The 21824-nt window shown below is 70.9% G+C and carries 19 protein-coding genes and 1 pseudogene; 7 read left to right on the top strand and 13 right to left on the bottom strand.

Going from position 1 to position 21824, the window contains the following annotated elements:
- Positions 1-61: 61 nt before the first annotated feature.
- Positions 62-404 (bottom strand): annotated as a pseudogene (locus AQJ91_RS50675) (phospholipase A2).
- Between the two features lie 179 nt (positions 405-583).
- Here AQJ91_RS50675 and AQJ91_RS35355 point away from each other — a divergent pair.
- Positions 584-1651: a glycerophosphodiester phosphodiesterase family protein gene (locus AQJ91_RS35355; protein ID WP_067029794.1), complete on the top strand. Its 1068-nt coding sequence runs from the start codon at positions 584-586 to the stop codon at positions 1649-1651.
- 2 nt (positions 1652-1653) lie between these two features.
- Here the strand turns inward: AQJ91_RS35355 and polX are convergent, their stop codons facing one another.
- Positions 1654-3411, bottom strand: a complete 1758-nt coding sequence (polX, locus tag AQJ91_RS35350; RefSeq protein WP_067029792.1) for a DNA polymerase/3'-5' exonuclease PolX — start codon at positions 3409-3411, stop codon at positions 1654-1656.
- Positions 3412-3533: 122 nt separating this feature from the next.
- On the opposite strand from polX, the gene AQJ91_RS35345 reads away from it, so the two are divergent.
- Positions 3534-3839 (top strand): hypothetical protein, encoded by a 306-nt coding sequence (locus AQJ91_RS35345; protein WP_067029790.1) that lies wholly within the window; start codon positions 3534-3536, stop codon positions 3837-3839.
- Positions 3840-3875: 36 nt separating this feature from the next.
- On the opposite strand, the gene AQJ91_RS35340 is transcribed toward AQJ91_RS35345, so the two are convergent.
- The 7 genes from AQJ91_RS35340 to AQJ91_RS35310 form a co-directional block, all read right to left on the bottom strand.
- Positions 3876-4478, bottom strand: coding sequence for a hypothetical protein (locus AQJ91_RS35340; protein WP_067029788.1), 603 nt, complete (start codon positions 4476-4478; stop codon positions 3876-3878).
- A 5-nt stretch (positions 4479-4483) separates the two neighbouring features.
- On the bottom strand, positions 4484-5344 hold the full coding sequence (locus AQJ91_RS35335) for a carbohydrate ABC transporter permease (protein WP_067029786.1): 861 nt from the start codon (positions 5342-5344) through the stop codon (positions 4484-4486).
- Positions 5341-6291 (bottom strand): carbohydrate ABC transporter permease, encoded by a 951-nt coding sequence (locus tag AQJ91_RS35330; RefSeq protein ID WP_067029784.1) that lies wholly within the window; start codon positions 6289-6291, stop codon positions 5341-5343. The genes AQJ91_RS35335 and AQJ91_RS35330 overlap by 4 nt, the downstream gene beginning before the upstream one ends.
- Positions 6288-7571 carry an ABC transporter substrate-binding protein gene (locus AQJ91_RS35325; protein ID WP_067029782.1) on the bottom strand — a complete coding sequence of 428 codons (1284 nt, stop codon included), beginning with the start codon at positions 7569-7571 and terminating at the stop codon, positions 6288-6290. Before AQJ91_RS35325 ends, AQJ91_RS35330 begins: the two co-directional genes overlap by 4 nt.
- A 62-nt stretch (positions 7572-7633) precedes the next feature.
- Positions 7634-8395 carry a cupin domain-containing protein gene (locus tag AQJ91_RS35320; RefSeq protein ID WP_067029780.1) on the bottom strand — a complete coding sequence of 254 codons (762 nt, stop codon included), beginning with the start codon at positions 8393-8395 and terminating at the stop codon, positions 7634-7636.
- Positions 8389-9315 carry a DUF6807 domain-containing protein gene (locus tag AQJ91_RS35315; RefSeq protein ID WP_067029778.1) on the bottom strand — a complete coding sequence of 309 codons (927 nt, stop codon included), beginning with the start codon at positions 9313-9315 and terminating at the stop codon, positions 8389-8391. Before AQJ91_RS35315 ends, AQJ91_RS35320 begins: the two co-directional genes overlap by 7 nt.
- Positions 9312-10427 carry a Gfo/Idh/MocA family protein gene (locus AQJ91_RS35310; protein WP_067029775.1) on the bottom strand — a complete coding sequence of 372 codons (1116 nt, stop codon included), beginning with the start codon at positions 10425-10427 and terminating at the stop codon, positions 9312-9314. Before AQJ91_RS35310 ends, AQJ91_RS35315 begins: the two co-directional genes overlap by 4 nt.
- A 228-nt stretch (positions 10428-10655) precedes the next feature.
- Between AQJ91_RS35310 and AQJ91_RS35305 the strand changes: the two genes are divergently transcribed.
- The 3 genes from AQJ91_RS35305 to AQJ91_RS35295 all read left to right on the top strand — a co-directional run bounded on the left by AQJ91_RS35305 (position 10656) and on the right by AQJ91_RS35295 (position 14506).
- On the top strand, positions 10656-11846 hold the full coding sequence (locus AQJ91_RS35305; RefSeq protein WP_067029773.1) for an acyl-CoA dehydrogenase family protein: 1191 nt from the start codon (positions 10656-10658) through the stop codon (positions 11844-11846).
- A gap of 601 nt (positions 11847-12447) precedes the next feature.
- Positions 12448-13017 carry a hypothetical protein gene (locus AQJ91_RS50670; RefSeq protein ID WP_234383231.1) on the top strand — a complete coding sequence of 190 codons (570 nt, stop codon included), beginning with the start codon at positions 12448-12450 and terminating at the stop codon, positions 13015-13017.
- Between the two features lie 34 nt (positions 13018-13051).
- Positions 13052-14506 carry a glyceraldehyde-3-phosphate dehydrogenase gene (locus AQJ91_RS35295; protein WP_067029769.1) on the top strand — a complete coding sequence of 485 codons (1455 nt, stop codon included), beginning with the start codon at positions 13052-13054 and terminating at the stop codon, positions 14504-14506.
- A 7-nt stretch (positions 14507-14513) separates the two neighbouring features.
- On the opposite strand, the gene AQJ91_RS35290 is transcribed toward AQJ91_RS35295, so the two are convergent.
- Both AQJ91_RS35290 and AQJ91_RS35285 read right to left on the bottom strand, forming a co-directional pair.
- The gene (locus AQJ91_RS35290) at positions 14514-14918 is read right to left on the bottom strand and encodes a hypothetical protein (RefSeq protein WP_067029767.1); all 405 of its coding nucleotides are present in this window, start codon (positions 14916-14918) and stop codon (positions 14514-14516) included.
- 4 nt (positions 14919-14922) lie between these two features.
- Positions 14923-15468 carry a DUF2269 family protein gene (locus AQJ91_RS35285; RefSeq protein ID WP_067029765.1) on the bottom strand — a complete coding sequence of 182 codons (546 nt, stop codon included), beginning with the start codon at positions 15466-15468 and terminating at the stop codon, positions 14923-14925.
- 153 nt (positions 15469-15621) lie between these two features.
- On the opposite strand from AQJ91_RS35285, the gene AQJ91_RS35280 reads away from it, so the two are divergent.
- A complete protein-coding gene (locus AQJ91_RS35280; protein ID WP_067029763.1) occupies positions 15622-17838 on the top strand; it encodes a WD40/YVTN/BNR-like repeat-containing protein in 2217 nt (738 codons plus the stop codon).
- A 53-nt stretch (positions 17839-17891) separates the two neighbouring features.
- Here the strand turns inward: AQJ91_RS35280 and AQJ91_RS35275 are convergent, their stop codons facing one another.
- Complete coding sequence (locus AQJ91_RS35275) at positions 17892-18554, bottom strand: class F sortase (RefSeq protein WP_067029761.1); 663 nt, start codon at positions 18552-18554, stop codon at positions 17892-17894.
- Between the two features lie 111 nt (positions 18555-18665).
- Positions 18666-19163 carry a hypothetical protein gene (locus tag AQJ91_RS35270; RefSeq protein WP_067029759.1) on the bottom strand — a complete coding sequence of 166 codons (498 nt, stop codon included), beginning with the start codon at positions 19161-19163 and terminating at the stop codon, positions 18666-18668.
- 256 nt (positions 19164-19419) lie between these two features.
- Here AQJ91_RS35270 and AQJ91_RS35265 point away from each other — a divergent pair, with 256 nt between their 5' ends.
- Positions 19420-21429, top strand: coding sequence for a GDSL-type esterase/lipase family protein (locus AQJ91_RS35265; protein ID WP_067029757.1), 2010 nt, complete (start codon positions 19420-19422; stop codon positions 21427-21429).
- Positions 21430-21824: the final 395 nt, after the last annotated feature.

Genomic DNA, 21824 nt, shown 5'->3' with positions numbered 1-21824 from the left:
CACCCGGAACAGCCGGGCCGAGGCGTGCACGAGCTCAGCCCCGTCGCCGACCCGCACCCTGTCAGCCGAACGTCCTCACAGCCCGGTAGTACGTCCACGCCGTGCTGTTGCACGCACTCTTCGCGCCGCCGCTGTAGCCGGCGCACACGCGCTTGAGGTCCTCGTAGAAGGCGCTGTCCAGGCGCGACTTGTCCGCGCTGAAGACGCCCGCCGCCTTGTACGGACCAGCCTGCCTGGTTGGTGCGGGCCGCGGCCCAGAGGCTGTAGCTGGACGCGCTGGTCTGGGTCCAGCTCGCGATGGCCTGGGGCTTGTCGGCGGGAGCGACGTCGGCGGTGGTGGTGGCAACGGCCGTGAGGAGGGGGAGAGTTGAGGCTGCAGGACCGGTGGCGAGTCTGCGGTGCATTCCACACCTCCATGAGGCTGCGACCCGCCCGTCGGACCGCAGGTCCATGACAAGATGATTGGCACCGCAACAGCCCTTTCACACCGCATGCACCCTGATGGCCCATTAACTCTCGGACATGCCAGGAGATCGGCGGAGGAACCGACGGTCACCAACGAACCGACAGGAGTGAGGTTGCGATGTCCGTACGAGGTGGCCTCGCCGGCCTGGCGCTGGTGCCGCTGCTCGTCTCCCCGGCGGCCGCGCACGCCACGGCGCACGACGGCTCCGGCGTCCCGCCGCACCAGGCCCGCTTCGACCTCCAGGCCCACCGCGGCGGCATCGGCATGACGACCGAGTCGACCCTGGAGGGCTTCGGCAAGGCGCTGCGGCTCGGGGTGTCCACTCTGGAGCTGGACACCCAGGTCACCAGGGACGAGAAGGTCGTCGTCACCCACGACCGGCAGGTCAGTGCCCAGAAGTGCCGGGACACGGCGCCGGTCGTACCGGGCGACCCGATGTACCCGTACGTCGGCAAGTACATCAAGGACCTGACACTGGCCCAGATCAGGACCATGCACTGCGGTTACCAGCAACTGCCCGGATTCCCCGAACAGGAGGTCGTCAGCGGTGCCCGGATGGTCGAGCTGAAGGACGTCCTGAACCTGGTGAAGAGCTACCGCGCCAGACAGGTCACGCTCAACATCGAGACGAAGGTCGAGGCGGGCGCCCCCGAACAGACCGCGCCGCGTGAGCTGTTCGTGCGCCGGGTCTTCGAGGCGATCCGCGCCTCGGGCATCGAGCGCCAGGTCACCATCCAGTCCTTCGACTGGGGCGCGCTCAGGGCGATGCACAGGCTGGCCCCGAGGTGGCCGCTGGTCGCGCTCACCAACTACGACTTCCTCCAGGTCGGCAAGCCCGGCGCCTCACCGTGGCTCGGCGGGATCGACGCGGACGACTACGGCGGCGACTTCGTGAAGGCGGCCGCCACCCTCCCCGGCGTGAGGGCCCTCTCCCCCAACTACGGCTTCCCGCAGAGCGGCAAGGTCGGCGATCCCGGCTTCCGCTTCTACGCCGACCCCACGATGGTCACCGAGGCCCACGCCAGGGGCCTGAAGGTCGTCCCGTGGACCTGTGACGACCCGGCCACCGTCGAGGCGCTGATGGACATGGGCGTCGACGGCATCATCACCAACTACCCGGACCGCGTCCGGCAGATCATGGCCGACCGCGGCATGCGTCTGCCCAGGGCCTATCAACCCCGCTGACGCTACCGACCCTTGCGCAGGAACCGCTTCAGCCGCGTCAGGGTCCAGGTGTTGATCACGTCGTCCTTGGTCAGCCAGCCGCGCTGCGCGGTCCCCACGCCGTAGCGCATGTCGGCCAGGTGCAGGGTGGAGTGGGCGTCGCTGTCGACGGCGAACTTCACGCCGTGCCGCTTCGCCCGCAGGATGTCCTCGTCACCCAGGTCGAGGCGGTCCGGATGCGCGTTGATCTCCAGGACGGTACCGGTGCGCTCGCAGGCGGCGAAGACCGCGTCGAAGTCGGCGTCGAGGCCCGGCCGTTTGCCGAGGATGCGGGTGGTCGGGTGGCCGATGATGTCGACGTACGGGTTCTCGCAGGCCCGCACGAGACGTCGGGTCAGTGCCTCGCGCGACTGGTTGAAGTGCGAGTGCACCGAGGCCACGCACAGGTCGAAGCCGTCCAGGAACTCCTCCGGCCAGTCCACCTCACCGTCGGGGTCGATGTTCAGCTCCACGCCGTGCAGCAGCCGCATCCCGCCGCGCCTGTCCTGCTTCTCGCGCCTGCCGTGTCTGCCGTACGCGCCGTCGAGTTCCCGTACCTGTTCGCGCTGGGCCAGCATCCGCTCGTCCGTCATGCGCTGCATATAGAGGTTGGGGCCGTGGTCGGTGATCGCGTAGTACGCGTAGCCGCGTTCGGCCGCCGCGGCGACCATCTCCTCCAGCGGGGCGAGTCCGTCGGTGAGGTCGGTGTGCGTGTGCAGATCGCCCCTGAGGTCCGACTCCTGCACCAGGTCGGGCAGTTCGTCGTGCAGTCCGGCCTCGATCTCCCCGCGGTCCTCGCGCAGGACCGGCGGGATCCAGGGCAGGCCGAGCCGGGCGTACACCTCCTCCTCGGTCCCGGAGACGATCTTGTCCCCGCTCTCGGTGTCGAACAGTCCGTACTCGGAGAGCTTCAGCTTCCGGTGCAGGGCCAGTTCCCGGGTGCGGATGTTGTGCGCCTTGGAGCCGGTGAAGTACTGCAGCGCCGCTCCCCAGGAGTCCGGCGGTACGACGCGCAGGTCGACGGCCAGGCCCTTGGTGGTGCGGACCGACGTCTTCTTCTCGCCGTGGGCGATGACCTCCGAGACGTACGGCAGCTCGGTGAACGCCCGCATGAGCGGCCCCGACTTCGTGGCCGCGGCGAGCACGTCGATGTCGCCGATCGTCTCGCGGACGCGGCGCAGGGACCCGGCGTAGGCGCAGCGCCTGCAGCCGCGCGCCCCGGACAGCGCGGCGACGACGTCCTCGGCGAGGTCCATGGCGACGTCGAGGAGGACGCGGTCGCCGGAGGACTGGAGGAGTTCGATGCCGTGGAGGATGTTCTCCTCCGTCTTCGGGCCGAAGCCCTTCAGGTCGCGCAGCCGCTCCTCGTGGATGGCGTCGGCCAGTTCCTCGACGGAGGAGATGCCCAGCTCCTCGTAGAGCACGCAGGCCTTCTTCGGGCCGAGCGTGGGGATGGCGGTCAGCCGCCTTACCCCGGCCGGGATCTTCGCCCGCAGTTCCTCGACGGCGGACACGCTGCCACCCTGGAAGTACTCGATGATCTTCTCGGCGATCGACTTGCCGACGTTGGGGATCGCCTGGAGGCCCTTGGTGTCGAGGGTGGACACCTCGGCGTGGTGGCCGCCGATCGACCGGGCGGCCTTCTCGTAGACGCGCGCCCTGTACGCGTCGCCTCCGGTGATCGAGATCAGGTCCGCGTACTCCTGGAAAAGCGCGGCGACCTCGTCGTTGGACCGAGCCACACCTCCAGGGTAGGCAGAGATGCGGCGATCATGCGTGCGTCTTCGAAACGGCCGATGCCGCGGTACGGCGCAACGATCGCGGGTACTCAGTGTGCGCACGACTCCCTGAGGAGATGACTCGGATGCTGATCCTCGGACTGCTGCTCCTCGCGGCCACGGGTGCCTTCACCGGCCTGCTGATCGCCGACAATCTGTCCGGCGGCCCCGATTACACCGTGTCGGTCCTCGGTAACGACATCGCCACCATGAACTCGCTGGCCATCTTCAGCTCCGGACTCGCCCTGGCGCTCATCTTCTGTCTGGGCCTGGCCATGATGACGACCGGTGCCGCCCACCGCCGCCACAGCCACCGGAGGCCGCGACGGCGGCACGCACGGCAGGACACCGCCCCCCTGGACGAGCTGATGGGGCCGGACGCCCGGGCCTGAGGGAGTTCCTCCGGATCTGAGGGACTTCCTGAGGCGTCACGCCGCCTCCCGTGTGACGGGGGAGGCGGCGTGCCGTACGTCGACGGCGGTGAGCGCCAGCGCGAGCGGCCCCGGGGCCAGGAAGGCGAGCGGCAGCAGCATCCAGGCGCACAGGGCGGCGGTCGCCACCGCGAGCAGGATCAGCCCGCTGCCGCCCAGGTCCTGTACGGCGTCCCGGGCGGCCGCGCGCACGGCCGCGGGCCAGTCGGTGAGCGACTCGGGGCGGGCGCAGGCCCGCAGGCCCACCACGACGGCGCCCACGCCGATCGCGGCGGCGGCCACCGCGAAGAGCGGCGCCCCGGGCAGCCCCGCCCCCGCCAGTGCCAGGTCGGCGGCGAGCAGCAACAGGCCCCCGAGGGCGACGGCCCCGGCGACCAGGTCGCCGGCCCGCAGCCGCCGCCGTAGCAGAGCGACGTACCGCCCGGCGGTGGCGGGCCGGTCCTCCCTCGCGCCCCGCAGCACCGCGCACGCCGTCGACAGCGCGGCCGGAGCGGTCACGAGGGGCAGGCACAGGACCGCCGTGGCGAGGCCGACGCTCAGCACGTCGGCGAACAGGGTCATCCGGGGTCCGAAGACCTCGCCCGGCTCGCGTGTACGCATCCCGCTCACCCCTTGAGTCCGGAGCTGGCCATGCCCTCCACCAGGAACCGCTGGAAGGCGAGGAAGAACAGCACGATCGGCAGCAGTGCGATCACCGACATGGCGAACATCGGGCCGAACGCCGAGGTGCTGGAGGCGTCCACGAAGGACCGCAGGGCGAGCGTGAGGGTGAACTTGTCCGGGTCGAAGAGATAGATGAGCTGGGTGAAGAAGTCGTTCCAGGTCCAGATGAAGGTGAAGATCGCCGTGGTGATCAGTGCGGGCCGGGTCAGCGGCAGGATGACCTGGAAGAAGCTGCGGAAGGGGCCGCAGCCGTCGATCCGGGCCGCCTCCTCCAGTTCGCGCGGCAGGCCGCGCATGAACTGCACGATGAGGAAGACGAAGAAGGCTTCCGTGGCGAGGAACTTCGGCAGGATCAGCGGCCAGTAGGTGTTCACCAGGCCGAGTTGGTTGAAGATGATGTACTGCGGGATCAGCACCGCGTGGTGCGGCAGCATGATCGTGGCGATCATGAAGGCGAACAGCGGGCCACGGAACCGGAACCTGAGGCGGGCGAAGGCGTAGGCGGCGAGCGAGCAGCTGATGACGTTGCCGAGGACCGCGCCGCCCGCGATCAGCAGCGAGTTGGAGAGCAGTCGCCAGATCGACACGTCGTTCACGCCGTCCATGGCCGTCTTGTAGTTCGACCACTCCAGACGGCCCGGCAGCAGGTCGAGGCTGGCGATGACCTCGTCGGCGGGCTTGAGCGAGGTGGCGAGCAGCCAGGCCAGCGGGTAGAGCATCACCAGCAGGGCGGCCAGGCAGCCGAGGTGCAGGGCGATCCGGTGCCGGCGAACAGGCTTGTGAGCAACGGCAGTCGAGGTCATCGGGCGCCCCCATCAGTGTCAGACGCGTAGAAGACCCAGGAGCGCGACGTCCGGAACAGCACCACCGTGACGGCGCCGATCACGAGGAGCAGCACCCAGGCCATGGCGGAGGCGTAGCCCATGTGAGAGGCGACGAAGCCGCGGTCGTAGAGGTAGAGGGTGTAGACGAGGGTCGAGTCGGCGGGGCCGCCCTTGCCGGCGCTGACCGCGAAGGCGGGCGTGAACACCTGGAAGGCCTGGATGGTCTGGAGCACCAGGTTGAAGAAGAGCACCGGGGAGAGCATCGGCACGGTGACGGACAGGAACTGCCGCCATGTGCCTGCCCCGTCCACGGCCGCCGCCTCGTAGAGCTCGGCGGGTATCTGCTGGAGGCCGGCGAGGAAGATGACCATCGGTGCGCCGAACTGCCACACCGTCAGCAGCGCGACGGCCAGCAGCGCCCAGCCGGGCTTGTTGACCCAGCCGCCGGTGCCGAACAGGTTGTCCACGGTGCCGCCGTCGTTGAAGACCGCCCGCCACACGAGGGCGATGGACATGGAGGCGCCGAGCAGGGACGGGGCGTAGAAGGCTGAGCGGTAGAAGGCCTTGCCTCGTTTCATGGACTTCAGGGCGATTGCGACGAGGAGCGCGAGGGCCAGTTGCAGGGGCACGGCGAGGACGACGTACGTCAGGGTCGTCAGGACCGAGCGCCAGTAGCGCGGGTCCTCGGTGAACATCTGTGTGTAGTTGCGCAGGCCCACCCACCGGGGCGGGTTGAACAGGTCGTAGTCGGTGAACGACAGGTACAGCGACACGGCCATCGGGAGCAGGGTGAGGACGGTCGCGCCGAGCACCCATGGGGAGAGGAACACCCAGGCGGCGCCCTCGCGTTCGCGCCTGGGGCGGCGCTTCGGGACGGCCGGCCGTGAGGGGCGTGCGGTGCGTGCGGGGACGTCGGTGGTGGTCATGACCTCAGCTCCGCCTTCGCCTCGGTGACGTAGTTCTCGGCCGCCTCGCGGGGCGACATGCGCTCGTACGACACCTGGTCGTAGTCGCGCTGGAAGGTGGTCTGCAGGGCGTTGTCGCCGGAGGGCGGGGCCTGCGGCGGGTCCTTGAGGGTGCCTTCCAGGGACGACTGGTAGTCGGCGACGGTCTTGTCGAAGTCCTTGAGCCGGGGGCCGACTTCCTCGCGGATGGTCTCGTTGACGGGGATGCCGCGGCTCGCGCCGAGGATCTCCGCGGCCTCCCGGTCGTTGATGAGGAAGTCGACGAGCTGCGCCGCCTCCTTCGGGTGGTCGGTGTTGGCCGAGACGCCGAGGAACATCGACGGCTTGAAGTACTGGCCGGGCGTGCCGTCCTCGCCGGAGGGCATGGGCGCGAGCGCGACCCCGGTCGGGATGATCGCGAGGTAACCGCTGGACGGGGCGTCCCAGTTGGTGTCGGAGGTGGCCTTGCCACGGCCGAGCGGGGTGTTCTCGACGGATCCGTCGAGCTGGGTGGTCTGTTCGGCCGGGGAGACAGCTCCCTCGCGGCGCAGCCGGTCGGTGAAGGTCCACCAGCGGGTCAGGTCGTCGGCGGTGAAGCCGAGCCGGCCGTCCTCGGTGTAGAGGGACTTGCCCCGGCCGCGCAGCCACACCTCGAAGGCGTCCTCGCTCTGGCCCGGGTCGGTGGCCCCCGGCCGGCCGGTCCTCCGCGCCAGCTCGCGCATGGCGTCGGCCCAGTCGTCCCAGGTCCAGCCCTCGTGCGGGAGCGGTACCCCGGAGTCCTGCCAGGTCTTGACGTCGTAGACGACCGTCTCGGTGCCGCGGCCCTGCGGGACGGCGTACTGGGTGCCGTCAACTCGGCCGGTGGCGAGCAGGCCCTGGTCGATCTCGGAGGTGCGGAGTACGGATTTCTGCTGGGCCAGGTCGAGGAGGACGTCACCGGAGGCGTACTGGTCGATCTGGCGGTAGTCGAGCTGCATCACGTCGGGGGCGTCGCCGCCGGCGGCCTGGGTGGCGAGCTTCTGTTTGTAGGCGTCGTATCCCGAGAACGACGTCTGCACCCGCACGTCCGGGTGCTGTTTCTCGAAGAGGGCGACGGCCTGTTCGGTGCGTTCCGCGCGGTCGGGGTTGCCCCACCACGTGTAGCGCAGCACGACCTTGCCGTCGCCCGTCGAGTCCCCGGATCCCCCGCAGCCGGCCAGCACCGCGCAGAGCACGAGTGCGGCGGCCGACGCGCAGAACCCCTTTGTCCTGTGTCCGGGCATGCCGAGGTCACCTCTCTTCTCCTCGGACTTTCCTCTGACGTCCCCCCTTTGGACGCTGGGTGCTACTCCCCCTGGTACGGCAGCGTCGTCCCCGGCAGCGTGTACTCGTCGCGGCGGCCGCACATGCCGAAGCCGCCGAGCCGGGTGGGCGCGGCCTCGTACGCGGTCGCCTCGCCCAGGTACGCCGGCTCGCCGTCGGCCAGCGCGTCGAGCTGGGCCCCGGTGCGCTCGGCCGTGGCCAGCGCACCCGCCCGCCACAGCTCCCGCCAGTTCGGCACCTTGGCGCGCACCAGCCGGGCGGCGGCGCGCTGGAACTCGGCGTACGGACCGTTGTCCCCGGCGACGAGGGCCTCGCGCAGGGCGAGGTAGCCCTCGACGGCGAGGTCTCTGCGACGCCGGGCGGCCGCCGCCGTCTCCGGTCCCGTACCGGGCGGCAGCGTCGCCGCGGCCGCGTATTTCTCGGGGTCGGCGAGCACCTCGGGCGGGAACGTGAAGACGGCGTCCCCGGCCTCGGGCAGGCCGCTGTTCTGCATCAGCACGGTGATGCGCAGGTCGCCGCCCTGCACCATGCGGTGCACGGTGCCCGGTGTGAACCAGGCGACGGAGCCGGCCTCGAGCGGGATGTCCCGGTAGCCGTCGGGGCTCAGGGTCTGCACGGCGCCGCGGCCGCCGGTGACGACGTACGCCTCCGTGCACACCAGGTGCAGATGCGGGCTGCCGCCGCACACACCGTCGGCGGCCTCCCAGTCGTAGGCGCTCAGGTGGGACAGGCCGACGGCGCCGGGGAGGGGGTGCGGCAGGGCGGGCTTGGGTTCGGTCACCACGGCAGGCCCTCCAGGTGGGCGCCGACGCGGTCGCGGTCCCAGGCGCCGTCGGCGAAGACCACGCGGTAGCGGTACGCGAAGGACTCCCCGGGCGGCAGCTCGAACTCCTCGAAGAACGCCCAGGAGAAGGCGACCGTGGGGATCGGCTCGGCGCGTACGAACCAGTGCGACTCGTGGACCGCGGACATCTCGTCGAGGTTCTCGGGCGCGTGCGCGAAGACGAGCGTGGAGTGCCCGTCGACGTCGTCGTGCTCGGTGGTGAAGGCGAGCCAGGGGCCCTGGGTGCCCATCAGCTTCTCGGCGCCGACGTCGCCCTCCGGGGCGAAGACGGAGCCGCCGGTGAAGTCGCGCGGGCCGCGCCACTGCAGCCCGGTGTAGCCGGCCATCTCACGGCCCGCGGTGGTCGGGGAGCCGAACGCCAGGGGCTCGTCGCGGAGGTTGGTGAGGCGGATCGACCAGTCCAGGGCCCAGGCACCGGCTTCCACGTCGACCGAGTGGACGGTCAGCCCGCGCTCCTCGCGCGCCCACTCCGCTCCCCCGTTCTCCACCCAGGTGAGCTCCTCGGTGACGGCGAGCCGGTCGCCCTCGACCGTGAACCCGGAGAAGCCGTCGTGCCGCATCGAGCCGATCCGGCCGGGCAGCGGCAGGTAACCCTCACCGTGGACGTAGCAGTTGCCGCCCCAGAAGTTCTGGCCGGACAGATGGCTGGCCGTCATCTGCAGGCCCTTGTGCCAGCGGTGGTCACTGGGCCGGTAGCCGGTCACCGTGCGCCCGGCGAGGGTGCGCACCGGGTGGGCATAGGGCTTGCGGGACTCGAAGGCGTCCGGGTCGGGGCGGTAGACGTAGCGGAGGATCTCGGTGCCGTTCGCCGCCGTGACCGCGATGTGCTCGCCGTGAGTGTGGGTGACGCGGATGCTCATGCGCGCTCCTTGGGAGCCCAGTGGGGGTGGTCGCCGTGCATGGCCGGGTAGAAGGGGTCGCCGGCTGCGATCTCGCCCGCGTGCACCGGGTGCCCCGTGAAGGCCGCCTTGTACAGGGCGGCGGCGAACTCGAGCGTGGCGCGGGCGTCCGGACCGCTGCCGGGCGGTCTGACGCCCTGGTCGTAGGCGTCGAGGAGGGCGCCCAGCTGGGCCGTGTGCGAGCTGGGCACGTCGGTCGTGGGGGCGTGCCAGGCGGTGGCGCGGTCGGAGGTGACATGCGGGGCCGGGGTGTAGATCCAGTCCTCGTTGCGGTGGCCGTAGAGGTGGGTGAGCTCGACGGTCGCGTCGGAGCAGTCGATGCGGATGCGGCTCACCTCGTGCGGGGACAGCACACTGTTGACGACGGTGGCGAGGGCGCCGTTCTCGAACCGTACGAGGGCCGTCGAGACGTCCTCGCTCTCGGTGTCGTGGACCAGCCGTGCCGCCATGGCCCGCACCTCCGTCCACGGACCGAGCAGATGCAGCAGCAGGTCGTACTGGTGGATGCCGTGCCCCATCGTCGGCCCGCCGCCCTCGCCGGCCCACGTCCCGCGCCACGGCACCGTGTAGTAGGCGGCGTCCCGGTGCCAGGTCGTCTGGCAGTGCGCGACCAGCGGGGCGCCCAGCTCACCGCTCGCGATCAGCTCCCGGGCGTGTACGGCGCCGGAGCCGTAGCGGTGCTGGAAGACCACCGACGCGTACGCGCCCGACGCCTCCTCGGCGGCCGCGATGTCGTCGAACTCGGCCAGCGACAGGGTCAGCGGCTTCTCGCACAGCACCCAGGCACCCGCCTTCAGGGCGGCGACCGTCTGCTCCCGGTGCAGGGACGGCGGCGTACCGATGAGGACCAGGTCGGGGCGTACGGCATCCAGCATCGCGCCCATCGACGTGTACCCGGCGACCTGTTCGCCCGCGAGCTCCCGGAAGGCGTCGAGCCGGGTCTGGTCCACGTCGACGGCGGCGACCAGTTCGACCCGGTCGGAGTGGGCTCTGAGGGCGGGAAGGTGACTGCCGCTGACGATGGCACCGGTGCCGACCACGGCGACACGGCGCTGGACTGGATGTGGGGGCATGCGGTCCTCCTCGGACGGCCGGCGGACAGCCCGCGCAGAAAGCGCTTGCGCTCGAGGTGACCCTAGGTGGGACCGAATGTCAGGACAACCCCCCCTGCAACGATCTTTGAGAAACCCCGACCCGGCCCCCTCGGCAGTCGCGCAGGGCAACTCGGTTCGGGCGTGGGGGAGTTGACAGTGGTGACGATCCGCGTAACGGTGATGACCCATCGTGCTCGGAGGTAGCCCATGGCTCCGTCGTCAGCAGCCCGTCCGGAGGCCGACTTACTGGCACGCGTACGCGGGCTGCGGCCGCTCATCAGCGAGCACGCGCTGCGTACCGAGCAGGAGCGGCGGGTGACGCCCGAGGTCGTCGCGGCGCTCACGGAGGCCGGGGTGCACCGGATGGGCGTGCCCCGGCGGTACGGCGGCTACCAGACCCCGCTGCACACCCAGGTCGATGTGATCGCCGAGATCGCCGCCGCGTGCGGTTCGACCTCGTTCAAGGCCCTGATCCAGGCCGGCTGCTCCTTCATCGCGGCGCTCTTCCCCGACGAGGCGCAGGACGAGATCTTCACCAGCCCCGACGTGCGGATCGGCGGCACCCTGATCCCGGACGCGACGGCGGTGCCGACGGACGACGGCTACGTGGTCAACGGCACCTCGGGCTTCGCCACCGGCTGCCAGGACGCCGACTGGCACCTGCTGACGGCACGGGTCGAGTCCGAGTCCGGCGACGGGCCGCCCGAGGTGCTGTGGACCGCCGTGCCCATGGCCGATCTGGAGATCCTCGACGACTGGTACATGTCGGGGCTGACCGGCAGCGGAAGCAACAGCGTCGTCGCACGGGACGTCGTCGTCCCCGCCCACCGCGTCCTGCCGGTCGGGCCGCTGCTGGGCGGCGAGTTCCCGTCCAAGACGAACGCCGACGACCCCTTCTACCGGATGCCCGTCCTGCTGCTGTTCTGCGCGTGGACGGCGCCGAACGCGCTCGGTCTGGCGCGGGCGGCTCTCGCCGGGTTCACGGAGCGGATCCACCGGCGGGGCATCACATATACCTTCCACCAGCGCCAGAACGAGGCCGCGGTCACCCATCTCCAGGCGGCCGAGGCTGCTCTGAAGATCGCCTGCGCCGAGCTGCTGACCGGCGAGTTCGTCGCCCTGATCGAGTCCCGGGCAGTGAGCGGCGAACCGTACACGGATGAGGAGCGGGCCAGGATCAGGGCGCAGAGCGGGTATGTGACGCGGCTGTGCAAGGAGGCCGTCGACCTGATCGGCTCGGCCTCCGGAGCCTCCTCCCTGCACCGTGAGGTGCCGGTCCAGCGTGCCGTGCGCGACCTGCACGCCCTGAGCCTGCACTCCTTCGTGAACCCCGCCACCAACCTGGAGCTGTACGGCAGGGTCCTGTCGGGGCTCGACGCGGGGACGCCGTTCCTCTAGGGGGCACTTGGCCCGCGTGCGCATCCGCGCCGGGCGCGCGCACGGGGTCGCGCGCTGGTGGGGACAACGGGGAAACCACCGCCGGAGAATGACGATCACCGCTGGTCAGCCGCCCGGTCGGGCTGCGGGACGGCAGATTCCGTGGCCGGAACTGTGATCAAGCGGCTCAATCCTGTTCCCCTGCGGCAAGCACTCCGCAGTTCCTCGTCGTCTCGGTCGGCAAGCGCGCCCCCGCTTCCACTCTGGCCGTCCGGCAGGCGCTCGCCGACCTGGTCACCGGTTCCGACCGCGTCCTGTCCGCCGCCCGTCCGCCGAGTCTCCGCCCGATATCGGCCGACGGTCCGTCCACCAGGCCCTGCCGGCCAGGGCGCGGCGCTCGCTGGGCCGGGCGCTGCCCAGCGCGGAGGTCCGTCTCGTCACCGCCGACACCGTGCCGGAGGCCGCCCGGTCACTCGGCGCGCACGATGGCGCGCCGCTGCTCATACTCGTCGACGCGGCCGGAGCCGGCCTCGGCACCGCACCGCTCGACAGCACGCCCCCGAGCGCCCTGCCCGCGCGGAACACCGCCGTGTACGCCGAAGGCCCGTCGCCCGCCGTGCGGATGGCCCAGCCCCACGAGGTGCTGCACCTGCCCGACGAGCCCTGGGTGCTCCCCGCCGACGTGGTCCGCCGGTTCACCGACCACGTCCAGCGCCAGCACGGCCATACGGCCCTCAGGTCCGCCTCCCGGACCGGTCCCCCGGCGCTCGCCGCCGCGCTCCACGGCTTCCTCACCGAGCAGGCCGGCGAACGCGCTGGGGCCTGCACAACGTCCCGGCGTTCGTCCCCCGGGGAGGTCTCCCACGTCAACGCGCACGGCACCGGAACCGTCCTCGACGACGCCGCAGCCCTCATGGCCGCCCTGGGTGGGCACGCCGGGCGCGTCCCGGTGACCGCCACCAAGTCGCTGACCGGCACACGCTCGGCGCGGCCGGCGTTGTCGAGGCGGTGGCCGCCGTGCAGGCCCGCACCCACCAGGGGTCGCGCGCGAACCCCGTGCCACCGCGGTGGCGGCGGTGCTGTCCAACTCCTTCGCCTTCGGCGGCCACAACGTGGTCCTCGCCCTGACCCTGCCCTGACCGCACGTCCGCGGCGCCGACCCCCGTGCATGATCAAAACGGCATGGGTTTAGCATATGAGCGCCGCCTAGCTCGAAAGAGAAACCTGTGCCTGTCAACGACGACTCGTTCACCAACTGGAAGAACCGCGAGGAGATCGCGGAGTCGATGATCCCGATGATCGGGAAGCTGCACCGGGAGCGGGACGTCACCGTCCTGCTGCACAGCCGCTCCCTGGTGAACAAGTCGGTGGTGAGCATCCTCAAGACCCACCGCTTCGCCCGGCAGATCGCCGGCGAGGAGCTCTCGGTCACCGACACGCTGCCATTCCTGCAGGCCCTCACCACGCTCGACCTGGGCCCCTCCCAGATCGACCTCGGCATGCTCGCCGCGACGTACAAGGCCGACGACCGCGGTCTCTCGGTGGAGCAGTTCACCGCCGAGGCCGTCGCCGGCGCCACGGGCGCCAACAAGATCGAGCACGGCGAGGGCCGCGACGTCGTCCTCTACGGCTTCGGCCGCATCGGCCGCCTCGTCGCCCGCCTGCTCATCGAGAAGGCCGGCTCCGGCAACGGCCTGCGGCTGCGCGCCATCGTGGTCCGCGGGGGCGGCGAGCGGGCCCCCGAGGATCTCGTCAAGCGTGCGTCCCTCCTGCGCCGCGACTCCATCCACGGCCAGTTCCAGGGCACGATCACCGTCGACGAGACGAACAGCACGATCTTCGCCAACGGCAACGCGATCAAGGTCATCTACGCGAACGACCCGTCGGAACTCGACTACACGGCGTACGGCATCAAGAACGCCATCCTCATCGACAACACCGGCAAGTGGCGCGACCGCGAGGGCCTCTCGCAGCACCTGCGTCCCGGCATCGACAAGGTCGTCCTGACCGCGCCGGGCAAGGGCGACGTCCCGAACATCGTGCACGGCGTCAACCACGACACGATCAAGCCGGACGAGCAGATCCTGTCCTGCGCGTCCTGCACCACCAACGCGATCGTGCCGCCGCTGAAGGCGATGGACGACGAGTACGGCGTGCTGCGCGGCCATGTGGAGACCGTCCACTCGTTCACCAACGACCAGAACCTGCTGGACAACTACCACAAGGCCGACCGCCGGGGCCGTTCCGCGCCGCTGAACATGGTCATCACCGAGACGGGCGCCGCGTCCGCCGTCGCCAAGGCGCTGCCCGACCTCAAGGCGCCGATCACCGGCAGCTCGATCCGGGTCCCGGTGCCGGACGTGTCGATCGCGATCCTCAGCCTGCGGCTCGGCCGCGAGACCACCCGCGAGGAGGTCCTCGACCACCTCCGCGACGTCTCGCTGACGTCCCCGCTGAAACGCCAGATCGACTTCACCACCGCCCCCGACGCGGTCTCCAGCGACTTCATCGGCTCCCGCCACGCCTCGATCATCGACGCCGGCGCCACCAAGGTCGACGGTGACAACGCGATCCTCTACCTCTGGTACGACAACGAGTTCGGCTACTCCTGCCAGGTCATCCGCGTCGTCCAGCACGTCTCCGGGGTGGAGTACCCGACGTACCCGGCGCCGGCGGTCTGATCCCGTCCTACGGAAGTTCCTCGCTCGGCACACGGCGCCAGTCCCATTGCGGGTGGCGGGCGAGCAGAGCGAGGAACTCGCCGGCCGGTATGACGTCGTAGTGGTTGGTGTCGACGAGCCCGCCGAACCCGGGCAGGGCCTGCGTCAGGAAGGCGCGGGCCGCGTCCATGGACTGGCACGACACATAGACGCCGTACGGCTCCCCGATCCGGGCCGCGATCTCGACCAGATCCTCGGGCTCGAAGTCCTCCAGGATGTCCCCGGACAGGTCGAACCGGTACGAGTACCCCTGCCAGTGCAGGATTTCGTCGCCCAGCCGCGGATCCGGCACCAGTCCGAAGGAGCGGATCAGCGCCTCGAGCGAGGAGCGCTGATCCGCAGGAGCGAGAAGGATCACAGATGGCCAGGACACACGCTCAGGCTGCCTGACGGGCGCGCTCGGCGTCCACCGCTTTCCTGGCCCGTGCACGCGACGCGCGGCCACGCCGCGTCAGTCCCCACGGCTTGAGGACCGATATCACGGTCATGAAGACGTAGGCGGACAGTGACACGATCGGCCCGAACAACACCTCACCAGGGTCGGGCAGGGGGCCACCCGCGGCGACCGCGGCGACCGCGGCGACCGCCGAGTTCGCCCCGGGCCGCAGGGCGAAGACCGTGGCGGTGGTCGTGGCCAGAGTCAGCCAGAACTTCGTGCAGACCCAGCGGTGCCGCGCCAGTCCCCACGGGGTGCCGAGGGCCAGCAGCAGGCCGCTGAGCAGCGTGAGGAACGCGACGGGCAGCAGGAGCCAGTCGGCGAAGAGCTTCATGGCCCGGACGGAGGCCTCCACAGTCACCGCCGACCCGGTGGTCGTCGCGGTGATCCCGAGCGCGAGCAGCCCGAGCGTGAGCCCGAGCCAGCTCGCGGAGGCGGCCACATGGACAACGAGGGAGGCCCGGCGTGCGGGTCGGCTGAGTCGCATGGAAATCACAGTGCCGGGCCGGGGCCGTTCGGACGTCTGACGGCGGGAGTAACCGCGCGTACTAGCCTCGGCGTACACCCCGCCCTACTGCTCAACTCCCCACTCCCGTACCGTCATTGCCCTTGAAGTGGCCATGACGAGGGAAGGGCTTTCATGGGCAGAGGTCTGCTTTCGCTGCTATTCGCCGCGGTGACGGGTGCCGCGTTACTCACGGCGCCGGCGGCCGCCGCACCACCCGGACCGGAGGACGTGTACCGGCCGGTCCGCGGGCCGTCCGCGCCGGCGGAGTACCGCTATCTCCAGAAGACCCTGCCGGGCGAGTCCATCCCGCGCCACGCCCATGACCTCGCCGCGGCCCAGGCTCAGGAACTGCCCGCCGTCGGCGGCCGTTGGAAGGGTGTCGGACCCACCGACATCGGCGGCCGAACAGTCTCCCTCGCACTCGACCCCAAGCGCGCCGACACCCTGTACGCGGCGGCCGCGAGCGGCGGGCTGTGGCGCAGCACCGACGCCGGGGCGACGTTCCACTCGGTGTGGCCCGACAGCTGGACGCAGGCCATGGGCGCCGTCACCACCGCCCCGGACGGCACCCTGTACGTCGGCACCGGCGAGCCCAATCCGGGCGGCGGCAGCATCACGTACGAGGGGACGGGGCTGTACCGCAGCAAGGACGGCGGCCGGACCTGGACGCCGCTGGGCCTGCGCGACTCCGGCGCCATCAGCGCGATCACCGTCGACCCGGCCAACCCGCGACGTATCTATGTGGCCGCCACGGGCTCGCTGTACAACGGCGGCGGCGACCGGGGCGTGTACCGCTCGGAGGACGGCGGCGCCACCTGGCAGCGGATCCTCGCCGGCGCCAACGAGTTCACCGGCGCCACCGAGATCATGGTGGACGGCGACCGGCTGTACGCCGTGCTGTGGGACCACCGTCGCCGCCCCGATCTGCGGACGTACGGCGGGGTGGGCTCCGGTGTCTTCCGCTCCACGGACGGCGGCGAGACCTGGCAGCGGCTCGGCGGCGGCCTGCCCGCCGAGGGCCCCGATGTGGGACGCATCGGCCTGGCCGTGGCGGGCGACCGGCTCTACGCCATCGTCAACAAGTCCACCGGCTACTTCGAGGGCTTCTACGCCTCCACCGACGGCGGCGACAACTGGAGCCGCACGCCCGCGAACGAGGACCTCACCAACTCCCAGTCCAGCTTCGGCTGGTGGTTCGGCAAGGTGTGGATCGACCCCCGGGACACCGAGCATGTGCACGTGGCCGGGGTCGCCCTGCTGACCACGAAGGACGGCGGCGCCACCTGGACGGCCGACGACACGAGCATGCACGTCGACCACCACGCCATGGTGTGGGACCCGCGCCGCCCCGGCCGCGTCTACCTCGGCAACGACGGCGGCGTCTACCGCTCGGACGCCGACGGCGACGGCGGCTGGGTCAAGTCCCGCCACCAGCCGTACACCCAGCTCTACAGCGCGGCGATCAGCCCGCAGGACGTCACCAGGATCTCGGGCGGCGCACAGGACAACGGCTCACTGCGTTCCTGGGGCGGCGACGGGTTCAACGAGTACCTCGGCGGCGACGGCGAGGAGAACCTGATCAACCCGGCCGACGTGAACAACGTGTTCGCCTGCTACCAGTACGGCAACTGCTTCCGCTCCACCGACGGCGGCGACACCCTCACCTACTTCGCCGACAGGACGACGTACAAGCGCCGCAACTGGTTCACGCCGGTGGTCTTCGACCCGCGCGACCCGAAGGTCCTCTACTACGGCTCCGAGGTCGTCAACCGCTCCACCGACGGCGGCGCGACCTGGCAGCCCATCAGCACCGACCTGAGCGGCGGCCCGGGCTCCGACCCGCTCTACACCAACTACGGCACCATCACCTCGATCGCCCCGGCGGGCGACGGCCGCACCGTGTACGCCGGAACGGACGACGGCCGCGTCTGGGTCACCCGGAACCTCGGGACGACCTGGACCAAGCTGGCCGAGGGACTCCCCTGGGTGACCCGCGTGGTCGTCGACCCGAAGAACCCCGACCGGGTCTGGACCACCCACTCCGGCTACCGCTCCGGCTCCCCGCTCGCCCACGTCCACGGCAGCACCGACGGCGGCAAGCACTGGCGCAACCTGTCCGGCAACCTCCCGGCGGCCCCGGTCAACGACCTGGTCGTCGCGCGCGGCGGCGTCCTGCACATCGCCACCGACCAGGGCGTGTTCACCAGCGTCACCGGCGGCGGCCGCTGGCTGCGCCTCGGTCGCGGTATGCCGGCGGTGCCGGTCGACGACATCGAGTACGACGCGGGACACCACCGTCTGGTGGCGGCGACCTTCGGCCGGGGCTTCTACGAACTCGCCACTCCCTGATCCCTCGACCCCATCGTTCCCTCGCACCCTTCGGGCGTCTTCGTCCACCGGCGTCAGGCCAGGTGGGCGAAGACGACGAGGTTCGCGGTGTAGTCCTTGACCGCCCGGTCATAGTCCCCGGCGCAGGTGATGAGCCGCACCAGGGCCCGGGGGGTGTCGGCGTACACGCGGTCGTTGGGAAAGTCGTCCTTGTCGAACGTCTCCGCACTGTCGACCACGAAGGTCGCCTGGCGCCCGTCGGCCCTCGCCACCTGGAAGCGGTCCCCCTTCTCCAGCTTGCCGAGGTTCGCGAACACCGCGGCGGACGTCGCCGTGTCCACGTGCCCGGCGATGATCGAGGTGCCCGTCTCACCGGGGGACACACCCTTGGCGTACCAGCCGACGAGGTTGGTGTCGTCGGCCGGCGGGGGCTGGAGCTGGCCCGAGCGGCCGATGGCGAGGTCGGTGAAAGGTGCGTCGACCGAGATCTTGGGGATGAGCAGGCGGGTCGGTCTGGACCGCGGCAGATGCTTTCCCACCGGGTGTGCGGCGGGCGAGGCCGGCGCGGCGTACGGTGCGCGGCCCGGGTCGGACGGCTCGTCCTGACCGCCGAGCAGACTCACCGTGAGGACCAGGGCGACGGCGCTCCAGAAGAACGTCGCGATGGTGCGGCGGGACCTCCACTTCGGGGTCACCGCATCGGTATCGGAATCGGCGGGGGAAGGGTGGGCTGCCATCGGACACCACCTCGCTCGGGCACGGCAGCGGACACGAGGGACGGCGGGCAGGGCCGCCGCGACGCGCTGCGTGCGTGCGGCGGCCACAGCCGCTATGTCGTCAGGCGTGGCTCAGGCCGCGCCTTCGGATGCCTTCTTGCGGCGCAGCGCGTACACGCCGGTGCCCATCACCGCCAGCACGGCCAGCCCGCCGGCGGTGACGCCGGGCCCGTCGAGGGCGCCACCGCCGGTGTGCATCCCGCCGTGCGGCTTGTCGTGCTCACCGCTCCACGAGTCCTTGTCGTGCTTGCCGCTCCAGTCGTCCTTGTCGTGGTCACCGCTGCCCTTGTCCCGGTAGGTCGCCGGGTCGTACTTCGGGTCCTTGGGCGTGCTCCAGTCGTCCGCGTTCACCGCGGTCAGCGCTCCGCCGCCGGTGTGCATGCCCCCGCGGGGCTTGTCGTGCTTGTCGCGCTTGTCGTGCTTGTCGTGCTTGTCGTGCTTACCGTCCTTGCCGTGCTCCTTGCTGTATGAAGAATCGTCGTCGTGGTCACCCGCGTATGCGGTTGGTGCGGCGATCGCGAGAGCGGCCGTGGCTGTCGCGGTGGCGAGCAGCATGCGGGCTGAGCGCATTCGAGAACCCTTCCGTCGCGGCCGGTCAGCTGACGCCTCGCCAGCTCGGGGGAATCCGGCCTTGACGTGATTCACCGTCAGCCATTCCGGACCTTCGCGCCATTCAGGGCGTTCACGCGGGTTACGGCCCCACTCCGACGGCGGCACCTGATCCCATTCGGCCGACGCGAGATCTCTTGACGCTGAACCGTTTCATTGCTTCTCTCGAAAGACTGCTCATGGGAGCGCTCCCACCCCACACGTGAAAGGGATCCCCATGCAGACCACCCCCCACAGCACCCCATTACGCCGCGTCAGACACGCGCTGTCGGCCGTCCTCACGGCTGTGCTCACCGCCTGCCTGCTGTCCCTGGCCGGCGGTTCCCCCGCGCAGGCCGCGCCGGGAGACGGCTCGGTGTCCGACCCCGACATCGGCTACGTCGGCCGCTGGGACGTCGGTTCGGGCACCGCGGCGGTGCCCGGCTGGACCGGCGCGTATCTGCAGACGGCGTTCACCGGCACCACGGTGAAAGTGAGGGCCAGAGACGCGGTCAACCTGTACGCGAGCATCGACGGCGGACCCGACGTCTTCCACGCCGGCGTCCGCGGAACAGTGAACCTGACCCCCACCCCACTGTCCGCCGGCACCCACACCCTGCGGATCTCCTACCGCTCCGGCGACACCGTCTTCCAGGGCCTGGTCCTGGACGCGGGCGCCCGCACGGTCAGCCCGGACACGCCGTCCGGGCTCGTCGAGTTCGTCGGCGACTCCATCACCGCCGGTGCCCTCACCGACCGGCTGGCGCTCGACTCGTACGCCTGGAAGACCGGCGAGCGGCTGGGCATGCGGCACACCCAGATCGCCCGGGCCGGCTACTGCCTGGTCGCCCGGTCCGGATGCACGGGCCTGAGCACCCAGTTCTTCAAGACGGCCAGCACGGGAAGCCAGGACTGGGACTTCTCCCGCTACCGGGCGGACGCGGTCGTCGTCAACCTCGGCACCAACGACATCGGCCACGGGGTGTCCGGGACCGCCTTCCAGTCGGCGTACACCAAGTTCCTCGGCGACCTGCGCGCCACGTACCCGGACGCGCACCTCTTCGCGGTGCAGACGCTGAAGAAGCGCTACGTCACCGAGACCAGGGCCGCCGTCAGCGCCCGCGCCAACGCCGGTGACGCCAGGGTGCACTACGTCGACACCACGGGCTGGCTCACCGACGGCGCCGACTACGAGGACGGCAACGGGCATCCCAACGAGGCGGGCCACACCAAGTTCGCGAACCGTCTCGCCCCGGTCATCGGGGCCCGGCTCGGCAGTACGGCCACTGTCAAGTCCGCCGAGGCGGCCGCCCCCGGCCGGCCCGGTGACCCCAACATCAAGTTCGTCGGCCGCTGGGACACCCGGAGCTCCAGCACCGCGTACACCCCGTACTGGGCGGGCGCGTACTACCGGGTCGGCTTCACCGGCCGGACCGTCCAGCTCAAGCAGCGGGGCACGATCGACTTCTGGGCGCGGATCGACGACGGGCCGGTGAAGTTCTACGACGACGTCAGGGGGACCGTGAACCTGACGCCGTCGCCGCTGTCGGCCGGCACCCACACCCTCCAGGTGAACTACCAGGTGGTCGCCGGGTCGTACCGCGGTGACGCCGTCTTCCAGGGGCTGTTCCTCGACAGCGGCGCGACGACGTTCGCACCGCCGGCGCCGGGCAGGCTGATCGAGTTCGTCGGCGACTCGATCACGGTCGGAACGACGACCTCGCAGAACGCCCGGACGGCGTACGGCTGGCTGATCGGGGAACGGCTCGGCGCCGAGCACACCCAGGTCGCGCAGGGCGGCGCCTGTCTGGTCGCCGCGGCGGACGGCTGCGTAGGACTGGAGCAGCAGTTCACCCGGCTCAACCCGAACGCGGCCACGCCCGACTGGGACTTCTCCCGCTACCGGGCGGACGCGGTGGTCATCAACCTCGGCACCAACGACGTCGGCCACGGGGTCAGCTCCACGCAGTTCCAGGCGGCGTACAGCAGCCTGTTGCGCAAGGTACGCGCCGCGTATCCGCAGGCGTGGATCTTCGCTCTGGAGACCTTCCGCGGACGGTACGTCCCGCAGACCGAGGCGGCCGTCAGGGCGGCGGTCGACGGCGGTGACTCGCGGGTCTCCTTCGTCGACACCACCGGCTGGCTGGGCTCCGGCGATCTCACGGACTCCGTCCATCCCAACGACCAGGGCCACCGCGTCATCGCCGACCGCCTCGCACCGGTCATCGCGGCGAGAATCGGCACGTGACGCGTTCTGCGGGCCCGGCCTCACCGGCCGGGCCCGCAGGGTCAACCGGTCGTGCGCGACACCGGGACGCCTCGGAGAGGGGGCGCGACGCTACGGAGCTTCTCGCAGGTCTCCTCCCCTTCGCGTTCCGGGGTAGACCGGCCCATGATGCCGCCGTCGGCGGTGAGGAACAGGGTCGCGAGCGCGTGCCAGGGGCCCTGTCCGTCGGCCAGGTGGGTCGACGACGCGGGAGGCAAGGTGCTGCACCGAGCCGCGTTCACTGACCGTCATGAAGCCGGGCCGTCTCGTCGGGCGCCGCCGCGAGGGCGCGGGTGCCGGCCAGGGGCTGGGTGGAGACACGGCGGGTGCCCGCCTCGACCTCGACCACCGTCTCGGGGCTGAACCCCGCCGCCCGC

Source organism: Streptomyces dysideae, assembly GCF_001514305.1.
GTDB lineage: Bacteria > Actinomycetota > Actinomycetes > Streptomycetales > Streptomycetaceae > Streptomyces > Streptomyces dysideae.
The sequence above is the reverse complement of the archived record's forward strand: the minus strand, read 5'-3'. Positions and strand labels throughout refer to the sequence as shown.

What these genes read in the sequence shown, in the direction of transcription:
- AQJ91_RS50670 (WP_234383231.1), top strand. Translation starts at nt 12,448, where the DNA reads ATGGCCCAGCCCCACGAGGTGCTGCACCTGCCCGACGAGCCCTGGGTG.
- AQJ91_RS35275 (WP_067029761.1), bottom strand. Translation starts at nt 18,554, where the DNA reads ATGGCAGCCCACCCTTCCCCCGCCGATTCCGATACCGATGCGGTGACC.
- AQJ91_RS35340 (WP_067029788.1), bottom strand. Translation starts at nt 4,478, where the DNA reads ATGCGTACACGCGAGCCGGGCGAGGTCTTCGGACCCCGGATGACCCTG.
- AQJ91_RS35305 (WP_067029773.1), top strand. Translation starts at nt 10,656, where the DNA reads ATGGCTCCGTCGTCAGCAGCCCGTCCGGAGGCCGACTTACTGGCACGC.
- AQJ91_RS35310 (WP_067029775.1), bottom strand. Translation starts at nt 10,427, where the DNA reads ATGCCCCCACATCCAGTCCAGCGCCGTGTCGCCGTGGTCGGCACCGGT.
- AQJ91_RS35315 (WP_067029778.1), bottom strand. Translation starts at nt 9,315, where the DNA reads ATGAGCATCCGCGTCACCCACACTCACGGCGAGCACATCGCGGTCACG.
- AQJ91_RS35265 (WP_067029757.1), top strand. Translation starts at nt 19,420, where the DNA reads ATGCAGACCACCCCCCACAGCACCCCATTACGCCGCGTCAGACACGCG.
- AQJ91_RS35285 (WP_067029765.1), bottom strand. Translation starts at nt 15,468, where the DNA reads ATGCGACTCAGCCGACCCGCACGCCGGGCCTCCCTCGTTGTCCATGTG.
- AQJ91_RS35330 (WP_067029784.1), bottom strand. Translation starts at nt 6,291, where the DNA reads ATGACCACCACCGACGTCCCCGCACGCACCGCACGCCCCTCACGGCCG.
- AQJ91_RS35325 (WP_067029782.1), bottom strand. Translation starts at nt 7,571, where the DNA reads ATGCCCGGACACAGGACAAAGGGGTTCTGCGCGTCGGCCGCCGCACTC.
- AQJ91_RS35355 (WP_067029794.1), top strand. Translation starts at nt 584, where the DNA reads ATGTCCGTACGAGGTGGCCTCGCCGGCCTGGCGCTGGTGCCGCTGCTC.
- AQJ91_RS35335 (WP_067029786.1), bottom strand. Translation starts at nt 5,344, where the DNA reads ATGACCTCGACTGCCGTTGCTCACAAGCCTGTTCGCCGGCACCGGATC.
- AQJ91_RS35270 (WP_067029759.1), bottom strand. Translation starts at nt 19,163, where the DNA reads ATGCGCTCAGCCCGCATGCTGCTCGCCACCGCGACAGCCACGGCCGCT.
- AQJ91_RS35345 (WP_067029790.1), top strand. Translation starts at nt 3,534, where the DNA reads ATGCTGATCCTCGGACTGCTGCTCCTCGCGGCCACGGGTGCCTTCACC.
- AQJ91_RS35280 (WP_067029763.1), top strand. Translation starts at nt 15,622, where the DNA reads ATGGGCAGAGGTCTGCTTTCGCTGCTATTCGCCGCGGTGACGGGTGCC.